The organism is Mycobacterium sp. NTMscope_MAC_269 (assembly GCF_976985695.1).
Genome location: NZ_OZ335668.1, coordinates 1,659,835 through 1,671,873, shown reverse-complemented (window position 1 = coordinate 1,671,873; position 12,039 = coordinate 1,659,835). Strand labels below are relative to the sequence as shown.

The window sequence follows — 12,039 nt, the reverse complement described above, 5'->3', positions numbered from 1 at the left end:
GGACGGCGGCGGCTGGCACCACTGAGCTGGCAGTTTCTGTTCCCCCACGGATCAGTTCACCGGATTCCTGTCGGTCCCCTCAGGGCATCGTAGTGGCCCGTCGCGCCGGCGTCCTGTTGAGCGCGCGAGCGGGTTACCGACGGGCGAGTCAGATGAACGGCAGGAGGCCATCCAGCAAATAAAGCGCCAACGTGCCTCGGGTCCGGGTCGCCGGTCCACGAATCCTGGCAGCAAGATGGCCCTATGACCGAACTCGCGCCGTCGCTGATCGAACTCGCCCGGAGGTACGGCATCGCGACGGACTACGAGGACTGGAGCGGCAGCCGGGTGCGGGTTTCCGAGGCGACGCTGAAGGCCGTGCTGGCCTCACTCGGTGTCGCGGCCGACAACGAACAGGAACGCAACGTCGCGCTGAGCGCCAAGCTGCGGTCGCACTGGGCACGACGGCTGCCCGCAACCATCGTTGGACGCACCGGCGAGCAGATCCGGTTTTGGGCCCACGTCACCCACGGCGATCCCGCCGAGGTGTGGTTGTCGCTCGAGGACGGCACGGTGCGCGGCGGCGTCGCGCAGGTCGACAACTTCACCCCGCCCTTCGACCTCGACGGACGCTGGATCGGTGAGGCCAGCTTCGTGCTGCCGGCGGACCTGCCGCTGGGGTATCACCGGGTGCACCTGCGTTCCGGGGAGTCCGAGACCAGCACCGCGCTGATCGTGACGCCGGATTGGCTCGGGCTGCCGGAGCAGCTGGGCAACCGCCGCGCCTGGGGCTTGGCCACGCAGCTCTACAGCGTGCGGTCCCGGCAGTCCTGGGGCGTCGGGGATCTCACCGATCTGACCGACCTCGCGGTGTGGTCGGCGTCGCGCCACGGCGCCGATTACGTGTTGGTCAATCCGCTGCATGCGGCGGCGCCGCCCGGTCCGAAGAGCCGGATGGAGCCGTCGCCGTACCTGCCGACGTCGCGGCGCTTCGTCAACCCGATTTATCTTCGCGTCGAGGCGATCCCCGAATTCGCCGACCTGAGCAAGCGCAGCCGGGTCCGCCGGCTGCGCGCGGAGGTCCAGCAGCGCGCCGCCGACCTCGACGCCATCGACCGCGACAGCTCGTGGGCGGCCAAACGGGTGGCCCTCAAGCTGCTGCACGATCAGCCGCGATCGGCGGGCCGGGAGCTGTCCTACGCGGCGTTTCGCGGCCGGGAGGGTCGCGCGCTCGACGACTTCGCGACCTGGTGCGCGCTGGCCGAAAAGTACGGCGACGACTGGCATTCCTGGCCCGAAACGCTGCAGCATCCCGACGCGTCCGGGGTCGCGGACTTCGTCGAAAAACATTCCGACACAGTCGATTTCCACCGCTGGTTGCAGTGGCAACTCGACGAGCAGCTGGCCGCTGCGCAGTCGCAGGCGCTGCGGGCCGGAATGTCGTTGGGCATCATGGGAGACCTGGCCGTCGGCGTGCACCCCAACGGCGCCGATACCTGGGCGCTGCAGGATGTGATGGCGCTGGGCGTGACGGCCGGAGCGCCACCGGATGAGTTCAACCAGCTCGGCCAGGACTGGTCGCAGCCGCCGTGGCGCCCGGACCGGTTGGACGAGCACGAGTACCGGCCGTTTCGGGCATTGATCCGCGCGGTGCTGCGACATGCCGGCGGGGTGCGCATCGACCACATCATCGGGTTGTTCCGGCTCTGGTGGATCCCGCGGGGCGCATCACCCACCGAGGGCACCTACGTGCGCTACGACCACGAAGCCATGATCGGCATCGTCGCCCTGGAAGCACATCGGGCCGGCGCGGTGGTGGTGGGCGAGGATCTCGGCACGGTCGAGCCGTGGGTGCGGGACTACCTCCTGTTGCGCGGCCTGCTGGGCACCTCGATCCTCTGGTTCGAGTTGGATCGCGAAGGAAACGGCGGCCCACTGCCGGCCGAGCGCTGGCGGGAATACTGCCTGTCCTCGGTCACCACCCACGACCTGCCGCCGACCGCCGGCTACCTGGCGGGCGACCACGTGCGGCTGCGCGATGCGCTGGGATTGCTGACCCGGCCCGCCGCCGAGGAGCTCGAGTCCGACCGTGCCGACTTGGCGGCGTGGCTGGGCGAGTTGCGCCGGGTGGGGCTGCTCGAGGACGGCGACGACGACCCGGAGCAAATTGTTTTGGCGCTGTACCGGTATCTGGGCAGGACGCCGTCGCGGCTGCTGGGGGTGGCGCTGACTGATGCCGTCGGTGACCGCCGCACCCAGAACCAACCCGGCACCACCGACGAATACCCCAACTGGCGGGTCCCGCTGACCGGCCCGGACGGGCGCGACGTGATGCTCGAGGACGTATTCATCGATCCTCGGGCGGCCGCGCTGGCCGAGGCCGTGCGCGCCGCCATCGCCCCCGCCGACCAAGAGAGCCCGCAAGGCGCGGCAAGCCCAGAAAGCGTGAGGCGATGACGCTGTCCGCCGACGAGCGAATCGCGCTCAGTGATCTGGTTCACCGCTACGCCGCCCACGTCGACGACCGTGAATTCGGCGCCGTCGCGGAGCTTTTCACCGCCGAGGCCGAGTTGGTCGTGCCCGCGCCACCGGCCGATCTGTTGCCAACACATGCGCATCGCGGCCGGGACGCCATCGCCTCGGCCGTCGCGGCCGTCGCCGCCGTCGAGCGCACCGAGCACGCGATCGTCGGTGAGGTGTATGAGACCGACGGACGGCCGGGCGCCGCGCGAGGACGCGTCGCGTGCGTCGCCCACCACTGGAACCACCGCGGCGACGAGCTGGTGGATGTGGTGTGGCACCTGCGCTACGACGACGTATACGAGATGACGGCCGCCGGCTGGCGGATCGGCCGGCGGGCGCTGACGCTCATCGCCATCGAGGCACGCCCGGTGCGCCGGCTGTTACCGCACGACACCGCCTAGCCCGCGACTGCTAGTGGGTTGTGAGCAAACTCACAGCAATCGCCAAGGAACCGAGTTTGCGGAGAGAATCGAGCTGTCCGTAGGCAATTGCGGCAATCGCCTCCTGCCACCGGGCGGATTCTGCCCCCCGGCAACTATTGCCGACGACCACACGGCCCGACACGCGGCGCCACAACGGCTTTTTTTCCAATCAAACTTGGATTTATCCAGGGGTTTTCGTGTATTTTCAACCCCGTGACGCATGCCGAAAGCAAACGTGTTGACCCGGTGGGGAACGGCTCAGTCTCGACGTTGGCGGCAGGCACGCCGCTGACATCCGATCCGGATTTCCGGAGCGAGATCCATACCGCCCACGACACCATCGATGTCGAGGAATACGGCGGCGGCTTCGATCTCACCAGGCGGGCGACCGCGCCGAGCCTGCGGATCGGCCGCGACCGGTGGTTCAACCTTCTATGGCTGATACCGATCGGCTTCGCGGTGTTGATCGCGTCGGTGGCGATCGGCAAGGGTCTGCACAACGTGCCGGCAGTGCAGTCGTTCATCCAGCGCTACCCCGGCACCGACAGCACCGGGGTCCCCGCGGGCCTGCCCGCCTGGATCGGCTGGACGCACTTTTTCAACCTCTTCATGATGATGTTCATCATCAGGACGGGCATCCAGATTCTCTGCGACCATCCCCGGCTCTACTTCAGCCGCAACGCGACCCCCGGCAAGGACGAGTGGCTGCGGGTCGGACCGCCGGTTCCGGACGACGAACTGTGGACCGCCAACGCCGACACCGTCGCCCTGCCGCCGCAACTCGGCCTGCCCGGATTCCGGCACTCCATCGGGCTGGCCCGGTGGTGGCATCTGGGCATCGACGTGTTGTGGCTGCTCAACGGCGCGGTCTTCTACGTGCTGTTGTTCGCCACCGGACAGTGGCGCCACATCGTGCCGACCAGCTGGGACGTCTTCCCCAACGCCGCGTCGGTCGCGATTCAGTACATGTCGCTTGACTGGCCGATCGATAACGGCTGGGTCGCCTACAACGGCCTGCAGCTGCTGGCGTACTTCACCACCGTCTTCATCGCCGCCCCGGCCGCGCTGATCACCGGCCTGGGGATGTCGCCGGCGCTGTCGCAGCGCGTGCACTGGCTGAGCAAGCGCCTGAGCATTCAGCACGCACGCTCGTTGCACTTCGTGGTGCTGGTGTACTTCCTGTTCTTCATCCTGGTGCACGTGACGATGGTGTTGACCACCGAGGCGCTGCGGAACCTCAACCACATGTTCGCCTCGCGCGACGACAACAGCTGGATCGGTTTCGGGATCTTCGCCGTGGCCATGCTGGTGACGGCTGTCGCGTGGGTGTGGGCCACCCCGTTCACCATCAAGCACCCCCGGGTCGTTCAGCGGGTCGGCTACGCGCTGGTCGGTCCCTTCCAGCGGATGCTCGAGCAGCTGGACCCCAAGCCCGGCGCCTTCACCGAGAAGGACATCTCACCGCACCACTGGCGCAACGGCCGGCTGCCGGAGACCGTCGAGTACAAAGAGCTCGAACGCGACGACTTCAAGAACTGGCGGCTGAAGGTCTACGGCCTGGTCGAGCACCCGATGGAGTTCTCGCTCGAGGACTTGATGGCACTGCCCTACCACGAGCAGATCAGCCAGCACTTCTGCATCCAGGCGTGGTCAGGCGTCGCCAAATGGGGTGGCGTGCAAATGAAAACGATCATGGACATCGTCAAGCCGCTGCCGGAGGCGAAATGGGCGGTGTTTTATTCGATGGGTCTGGGCGCCACCGGGGGCATCTACTACAACGCCCACCACATCGGTCAGATGGACCACCACATGACGATGCTGGCCTACAACATGAACGACCAGCAGCTGCCGTACATGCACGGTAGGCCGCTGCGGCTGCGTAACGAGCTGCAACACGGCTTCAAATTGGTGAAGTGGATCAAGGGAATCGAGTTCGTCGCCGACTACCACGACATCGGAAGCGGTTACGGCGGCTACAGCGAAGACCACAAATACTTCGGGCGCCACCAAACTCTGTAGGGCCCGTCAACTCCTCCAATTCGTTTGTCCAGCCGGTGTTTTGGGTAACTCCACAGCATCGGCCACACGGAAGCGACAGCAGAGGAGACGCCCATGAGGCACAGCCCTGTCGACCATGATCGGACCGCTGCCCCCTATCGCGACGAGTCGGTGCGTGACGTGGGGCAGACGCCCGGGCTGGTCGCGGTGTGCGCGGCCGCGCTGGCGTTCTTGGTGTGCGTGGCGAATTTCGCTTTGGGACAGGCGCGCGCAGGCGTCACCGCGGCGATCGTCGCAATGCTTGCGTTCGGGGCCGGCCTGGCGTGGCTTGCGATGGACCGCAGGCGGATTCGCCAAGCGCAGCGCGAATGGGTGATCGGCCACCCAGGCCGGTAGACGCCCTAGCGCAACGCCGCGAGGTTATCCACGGACTTCTGCACGTCCGAACGCAGCACCCTGGCGACCAGTCCCCCGATCGGCCCGCTGAGCAAGCCGCCTTTGAGATCGGCGGAGAGGTGAAAGGTCGATCCCGGGTTGTCCGCGGAGACGCTCATCTCCACGTTGAGCCGGATGCCGCCCCGGCCGCGGCCTTGCAGCTCAATCGATTTCGGCTCGTCGTACCGGGTGACGGTCCAATGGATGACGTTGCGGAAACCCTTGACTTTCACGCACGACGAAACGCAGGTGCCCTTCTCGATCGTGGCGGGAACGGGACTGCGCCATCCGGCGAAAATCGTCATCCATTCGTCGAATCGGTCCAGGTCCGACGCCAACTTCCAGGCCGCCTCCGGCTCGACCTTCGACGACACCGAAACATCTACCCGAGCCAAGGCATTCCTCCGCTCCTCCGCCAGATCACACGCGTCGACACCCCAGCGGGTGGCAAACGCACAACCGTGGCTGAGTACCCCAACACCGCCGGGCCTATTCGTCGGCCAGGCTCAGGGCCACGCCTGTTCGAGCTGCGCAGCGACATCGATGATCTGCGCGGCCTGTGACGCCGGCGCGTCGATCTCGGTCGCGACATACTGCGCGATGAAACGCCGGATCTCGCCGTCGACCCCCGCCAGGATCCGCAGCACCTCACCGCGGATCGAATTCGACGAGACGTTGACGGTGATGTCGGAAGGCCGTGGCTTGGCGACGTCGACGATCAGCAGCAGCGGTTCGGCCGCTCGTGCCGTCGCACGCAGGGCAATATCACCCGAGACCACAAAGCGTTGCTTGTCGACCCACAGGTCCACCAACAGGTCGATCGACAACGGAATGTGGATGACGAAGGTGATGCTGTCGCCCAGCCGGCGGGTGACGCGGGGCTCTTGGATAGATACATTCGCACTGACCTTGGCGATCTTGCCCGGTCCCTGCGCGATCGGCTCCATGGCGAATTCGCTGCCGGCGATGTCGGCGAATGCCGCGGCGACACGCTCGGGGGTGACGGCGACCTCGAAGAACCGGCGACCGAATTCCTCGTAGGTGACAAAATCGTGATTCGACATAGGCTTATACCGTCTCACGTCACCTGACCGAACGGCCGCTGATCCGCTCGCGTCGCAGGAAATACGCGTCAGTTGCGGTTCCGTCGGACGGGCCCCGCTCGGCCCATGCCCGGCTGGTGCCCCGCTGGTGATCGGCGCCGATCCCACCGGATTGTGAAGCCCGCCACACGCGGCGGCTTCGATTCGATGCGCCAGGCCTCGGCCTGGGACGCTTATCGCGGAGGTGTTTTCAGTCTCATGCCCCAGGAAGCAACCGTTCAGCGCCCTGACCTGGCCAGCGCCGCGGCGCTCGTCTGGCTCGGTGGTGGACACGGCCGCGAGCTCGGCGAACACCACGAGCGATCCGCCCACGCCGTCGCCGGCGCGGTGGTCGCGCTGGGAGCCGTGCTGGCCTGGTTGGCCGCGACCCTGGCGGTGATCGGATCCGCGCACTGGCCACTCCTCGCCGTCGTGCCGCTCACCCTGGTCTTCGGCCTGCTGGTCGGTGTGATGATCCGCGGCACCGTGCCGGGGCCCAACCGGAGCCGGCGCGGAATCGTGGGACGCGCCGCGGTGGCGGCGGCGGTGGGCGTCATCGTCGGCGAACTCGCCGCACTGGTCATCCTCTCCACCTCGATCGAGCAGCGCCTCGACGAACGCGCCTCGCGCAGCGCGGAATCGGCGCCTCCGGTCGCGCAGGCATCGGCATCGCTGCAGCGGACCAGGGAGGCACGCGCCGCGCTCGAGGGTGCCGTCGCGCAGGCCCGCGACCGCCAGGACAAGGCCCTGGTCGTCGCGCGCTGCGAATATCACCCGACGCCCGGCTGCCCGCAGACCCGGATCACTGGCGTTTTCGGCCCCGGACCCGAAACACGCACGGCCAACGAGCTTCTCGGCGATGCCCAGCGTGAACTGGACGCCGCGCTGGCTGCCCGGGACAACCACGCGCCCGCGTTGGACGCCACGATCTCGGCCCAGGAGCAAGCCCTGCAGGATGCGCGGCGCGGCGTCATGGCAGACGCCGGCCGGGGCCTGGGCGCGCGCTGGGTCGCCCTGAACGACCTCGCCTCCGAGGACGCGGGCGCCCAGGCCCTGCGGCTGCTGACGATCGCGGCGTGCGTGCTGCTGTACCTGGCGCCGCTGATCCTGGGGTTGTGGCGCGGGCAGACAACCCACGATCGCCACGCCGTCGCGCGCGCGGAGCGTGATCGCGCCGAACTCGACGCCGACACCGCCATCGCGATCAAGCGGGCCGAGGTTCGCCGCGAGGCCGAGATCATGTGGGCCGAGCACCAACTGACGCAGGCGCGGCTCGCCATCGAGGCGCAGATCGAGATCGACCGCGAGCACCAGCGTCGCCGGGTTGTGCAGGCCTTCGAGAGTCCGGTGCACGCACCGTCACAGCGGACCTTCGAGGCGGCCGACTTCGACTCCGCCGAGGAAGACGTGTATCTGCCGATCGCCGCCGAAGCGGAGGCGGCCAGCCGGGCGATCACCCGGCTGCCCGTGCCCGAGCCCGGTGGCGAGGTCGAGCCGCACCACGAGCGAAGCGCGCCGTTGATCCCGTCGATTCCGGACGCGACCAAGGCCGCCGCCCGCTGGATCCGGCCGCTGGTACCGCCGTTCGTGGCGCGGGTGATCGACACCACCACCCAGCCACTGCGCACCGCGCGCCACGTGTTCGACGGGGTTCTCGAAGAGACCGAGGAGATCACGTTCGCGCTCAGACGCACCCGCAAGGTGACGGTCACTTCCGAGGCCTCGAGCGCCGAGCTGTCCCAAACCGCCGAGGGCACCGAGACCCCCTCTGCCCACGCGGAATTCGTCACCTCATCGCGGCGCCAAAAGGGTACGGCTCGCCTGCCCGCGGGTGAGCACCAACCGGAGTTGACGAAACGGGACGCATCGCAGCAGGTGGGTCCGCGCGAAGGCCCGCGTCAACTGCCGCCGGCGAATTAGCCTGGCGCTATTCGGAACCGAAGGCTTCGTAGAGCTCCGGCAAGAAGCCGGCCAAATGATTCATCTCCTGGGCGCAGTGCACCATCAGGTTGCGGGCGTTGGCTTCCGGGTTGCCCAGGACTCGCGACGCGATCGGGCGCACCGCCCGTGACGCGACGCCCGGGACGTTGCGCAGCGCGATGTATGGTCCGCCCATCCAGAACCGCGACCGCATCTCGGCCCCGTCCGGGGTCGACCGGACGTGGTGGATGAACCATCCGACGTCGACGGGGGCTTCGCTGGAGCCCAGCCGGGCACAGATCGCCACCGCGTCGTCGCTGTCGGGAGGGCAGCCCATTTTCGCCGGATCGACGAATTGTATTGCGCCATTGAGCATTGCCGAGCCGATGTACTCGCTGATCAACGACCAGCGGCCGATGTAGCGCTGGGCGCCCCGACGGTCGGCGTCATCACCGTCTTTCCAGGCGGCAGACAGATGCGCCCGCGGATGCCACAGCTTGTAGCGGCGTGTGTCGCAGCCGTGCCAGCCGAACCACCACGTCCACATCGCCGGAGTGACGCCCGGCATGTCGGTGCGTACCGACACGTGGTAGCCGCCGTCGTCGAGGACCCCGTAACCGTTCTCGGTCCGTTGGTACCCGTCGTCGGCGACGCGTGCGGATTCGTCGAACGCCAGCAGGGCCATGCCACCCTGCGGCCCGTGCTGCAGCGCCTCGACGACATGCCTTGGCAGCGAGGCCATTTCGGGCGTGAAGAACTTGCCGAACGGCGTCTTCGCGTCGTCGTCGCGGTAGCCCAGATAAAGGTCGGCGGCCATCAGAGTCGCCCCATCCAGCTGTTGAACAGGCCGTCGGGGTCGTATTCGGCGCGCACGCGGTCGAGCTTGGCCATGGCGGCGTCGCTGGCGAACCGTGCGGGGCGCCGCCCGAGGTTTTCGTCGGCGAGCTGAATCCCGATGGCGAATTCGGACATCGCGGCCATGTTCGTCCGCGCCCAGTCGGAGTAGCGCTCGCTGTCGGCAGGGTCCGTCGCGTCATTCCAGGAGCCGTAGAGCGCCAGGTAGATGTCGCCCTCGATGCTGTACGCCATGTCTTGGCGTACAGGACACGGGCCCCAGTTCAGCCAGAGGAAGTGCGCCGGGTGCGGGGGCATCGTGTCCAGGATCGTCCGGATGCCCGGCAGCAGCTTTTCGGCCGACGCCGACGTCCACATGTTGTCCACCGCGTAGTGATGGTCGGACAGGTAGTGGCTCATCGCGGCGTCATACCAAGTAGGCAGATCTGTTGGCATGTAGGGGATTTTCACGAGCGCCCGGTCAGCGACGGGACACGTGCCGAACAAGGCGAGGGCCTGTTCCGCCTCGGCATCGGAGTCCGCGAACGCGGGCGACGCGAGCGAGATGACCGGGACGTCGACGCCGAGGTTGGGTTCGCCGCGTGAGGCGACGGCCTGCAACTCAACCCGCGGGTCGACGTCGGCGCTGACTGCGCGGGCCCACGTGAAGACCTCGTCGGCCAGGTCGAACGGATAGACGTAGACGCTGGTGCCGCAGGCGGCCGGCCGCGGGTAGAGCTTCAGGTAGAACGACGTCACGACGCCGAAGAAGCCCGGGCCGGCCCCGCGGGCGGCCCAGTACAGGTCGGCGTGATGATCCTCGTCGCAGTGGATCTGCTCGCCGTCGGCGGTGATGACGTCGAGGCCGACGACGCTCTCGCAGGCTGGGCCGTAAATCCGGCTGTTCCAGCCGTACCCGCCCTGCAGCAGGTAACCGCCGAGGCACACTCCCTTGCAATGGCCGCCGGGGAAGAACAGGTTCTGCGCCTCCAGGTCCGCCATGAGCATGCTGCCGCCCTTGCCCGGGCCCGCGACGGCGAGGCCCTTCTCGGCGTCGATGTCGACGTGATCGAGGCGGCTGAGGTCGAGCAGCACGGAGCCATCGCGCAGGTGGCTGGCGGCGAAACTGTGTCCTCCCGAGACGATGCTGACCCGCAGCCCGTTCGCCTTGGCATAGCGGATGCCGGCGACGATGTCGTCGGCGCCGGCGGCCTGCACGATCACGTCGGGGTAGCGGTCCGGCACCCGCCGGTGCCACACGGTGCCTCGCCGCGCTTCCTCATAACCTTCGTCGCCACGAAAACAATGCCGCCCGGCAGGTAAAGCGCTCATCCGGAGCTCCTTCCGTCCACACCGTGTGATCCGTATTGTGGATCTGGTCGATCCGTGATGCGGATCACTATAGTTGCACTGTGGCGCCAACGGGAGAAAATTTGCCAGCTAATCGCGACGAGGGCATCCAGGTCTTACGCCGCGCCGCGGCCGCGCTGGACGAGATCGCCGCAGAGCCGGGACGCCTGCGCCTCGTCGACCTCGGCGAACGGCTCGGGCTGGCCAAATCGACGGCGCGCCGGTTGCTGGTGGGCCTGGTCGAGGTCGGACTGGCCAGCGTCGACCCGCAGGGGCGCTTTTTTCTGGGCGAGCGCCTCCTGGGTTTCGGCAAAGCCGACGGGGCGCAGGTCGCGGCGATGTTCCGCCCCACGATCGAGCGAGTGGCGCGGGCGACCGACGGCGAGACGGTCGACTTGTCCATCCTGCGCGGGCAGCGGATGTGGTTCGTCGACCAGATCGAGTCGTCGCATCGGCTCCGGGCCGTCTCGGCGATCGGCGTGCGCTTCCCCCTGGAGTCGACCGCGAACGGAAAGGCGGCCCTGGCCGCGCTCGACGATCCCGAGGCCGAGGCCGTGCTGGCCCGGCTCGGTCCCGATGCTGCCGATCGGCTGCGGGCCGAGATCGCCGAGATCCGGTGCACCGGCGTCGCTTTCGACCGCGACGAACACACCCCTGGCATCTCCGCCGCGGCCGTCGCGCGCCGAACGGTCGGCGACATCGTGGTCGCGATCTCGGTCCCTGCCCCCACCGAGCGCTTCGCCGAAAAGGAGCGGCGGATCGTCGACGCCTTGCGGGTCGCCGCCGACTCGCCGGCCTGGACACGCTAGTCGTGTCGATTCGCGGGAGCGCTCAGCGGAATAGACTGATGCCGTAGTCGATTTCGTACATCGGTCGATCGGCCGCGCGGATCTTCCGCCAGCGCTTGCTTGGCCGCCCGCGTGCAGGCCAATAGAGCTCGACTCCAAAGGCGCGGCCGGCGCAGCGTTCCTGCGCTTCGTCCAAGGAGCTGTCGAAAGAGTTGGAGACGGCCGGGTTACCCCTCGAAAGCTCGGCCGTCCCAACGTCTTGGTGCCCGTTCAACAGCACCCGCTCAACAGGACACGGCGGCGGACTCGAACAGCGGACCCCATTCGTGCCGAGCCGCGGATTGCGCATCGACGAAGCTGGGAGTCTGTTGGCCATCGCCGGCCAGGTGCACCAGCGCCCACGCCATCGCGAATACCGGAACCTTGTGCCGCAATGCCGCGCTGTGCAATTCGTCCAAGGCGGCGTCCGACGGGCATCGGCGCAGACCGATGAGAATGCCCCGCGCGGTGTCCAGGATGCGGCCGGAATGCGGGCCGCACGAAGTCTGGGCGGGAACCCAGTTCGATGTCATGCTGTGGATACCTCCTGCGGCGCCGTTAATGAATCCGCCACTCACGTACCGGACGAGGAATTCGTGTGTGCTACGCATCGTCGCGGCCGCATACCTCAAAAGCGCCCTGTGCCATGATTTGTCGAACGCGCGCGTT

The 12,039-nt window shown here is 67.7% G+C and carries 11 protein-coding genes; 6 read left to right on the top strand and 5 right to left on the bottom strand.

Going from position 1 to position 12,039, the window contains the following annotated elements:
- The first annotated feature begins 243 nt into the window (after nt 1-243).
- From malQ to ACZ50Z_RS07800, 4 genes are all read left to right on the top strand, one after another.
- Nucleotides 244-2,436, top strand: coding sequence for a 4-alpha-glucanotransferase (gene malQ, locus ACZ50Z_RS07815; RefSeq protein WP_464483032.1), 2,193 nt, complete (start codon nt 244-246; stop codon nt 2,434-2,436).
- The gene (locus ACZ50Z_RS07810) at nt 2,433-2,903 is read left to right on the top strand and encodes a nuclear transport factor 2 family protein (protein WP_464483031.1); all 471 of its coding nucleotides are present in this window, start codon (nt 2,433-2,435) and stop codon (nt 2,901-2,903) included. The genes malQ and ACZ50Z_RS07810 overlap by 4 nt, the downstream gene beginning before the upstream one ends.
- Before the next feature lie 267 nt (nt 2,904-3,170).
- Entirely contained in the window at nt 3,171-4,943 is a 1,773-nt protein-coding gene (locus ACZ50Z_RS07805) for a molybdopterin-dependent oxidoreductase (protein ID WP_464486133.1), read from the top strand.
- 93 nt (nt 4,944-5,036) lie between these two features.
- The gene (locus tag ACZ50Z_RS07800; RefSeq protein ID WP_464483030.1) at nt 5,037-5,318 is read left to right on the top strand and encodes a LapA family protein; all 282 of its coding nucleotides are present in this window, start codon (nt 5,037-5,039) and stop codon (nt 5,316-5,318) included.
- A 5-nt stretch (nt 5,319-5,323) separates the two neighbouring features.
- On the opposite strand, the gene ACZ50Z_RS07795 is transcribed toward ACZ50Z_RS07800, so the two are convergent.
- Together ACZ50Z_RS07795 and ACZ50Z_RS07790 are read right to left on the bottom strand one after the other, a co-directional pair.
- Nucleotides 5,324-5,752, bottom strand: a complete 429-nt coding sequence (locus tag ACZ50Z_RS07795) for a type II toxin-antitoxin system Rv0910 family toxin (RefSeq protein WP_464483029.1) — start codon at nt 5,750-5,752, stop codon at nt 5,324-5,326.
- A 111-nt stretch (nt 5,753-5,863) separates the two neighbouring features.
- Nucleotides 5,864-6,421: a hypothetical protein gene (locus ACZ50Z_RS07790; protein WP_464483028.1), complete on the bottom strand. Its 558-nt coding sequence runs from the start codon at nt 6,419-6,421 to the stop codon at nt 5,864-5,866.
- A 237-nt stretch (nt 6,422-6,658) separates the two neighbouring features.
- On the opposite strand from ACZ50Z_RS07790, the gene ACZ50Z_RS07785 reads away from it, so the two are divergent.
- The gene (locus ACZ50Z_RS07785) at nt 6,659-8,359 is read left to right on the top strand and encodes a DUF4407 domain-containing protein (RefSeq protein WP_464483027.1); all 1,701 of its coding nucleotides are present in this window, start codon (nt 6,659-6,661) and stop codon (nt 8,357-8,359) included.
- Between the two features lie 7 nt (nt 8,360-8,366).
- On the opposite strand, the gene ACZ50Z_RS07780 is transcribed toward ACZ50Z_RS07785, so the two are convergent.
- Together ACZ50Z_RS07780 and ACZ50Z_RS07775 are read right to left on the bottom strand one after the other, a co-directional pair.
- Complete coding sequence (locus ACZ50Z_RS07780) at nt 8,367-9,176, bottom strand: DAPG hydrolase family protein (RefSeq protein WP_464483026.1); 810 nt, start codon at nt 9,174-9,176, stop codon at nt 8,367-8,369.
- Nucleotides 9,176-10,525, bottom strand: coding sequence for an FAD-binding oxidoreductase (locus tag ACZ50Z_RS07775; protein ID WP_464483025.1), 1,350 nt, complete (start codon nt 10,523-10,525; stop codon nt 9,176-9,178). Before ACZ50Z_RS07775 ends, ACZ50Z_RS07780 begins: the two co-directional genes overlap by 1 nt.
- Before the next feature lie 80 nt (nt 10,526-10,605).
- Here ACZ50Z_RS07775 and ACZ50Z_RS07770 point away from each other — a divergent pair, with 80 nt between their 5' ends.
- Nucleotides 10,606-11,352, top strand: a complete 747-nt coding sequence (locus tag ACZ50Z_RS07770) for an IclR family transcriptional regulator (RefSeq protein ID WP_464483024.1) — start codon at nt 10,606-10,608, stop codon at nt 11,350-11,352.
- 263 nt (nt 11,353-11,615) lie between these two features.
- On the opposite strand, the gene ACZ50Z_RS07765 is transcribed toward ACZ50Z_RS07770, so the two are convergent.
- On the bottom strand, nt 11,616-11,903 hold the full coding sequence (locus tag ACZ50Z_RS07765) for an ANTAR domain-containing protein (RefSeq protein WP_464483023.1): 288 nt from the start codon (nt 11,901-11,903) through the stop codon (nt 11,616-11,618).
- Between the last annotated feature and the right edge of the window lie 136 nt (nt 11,904-12,039).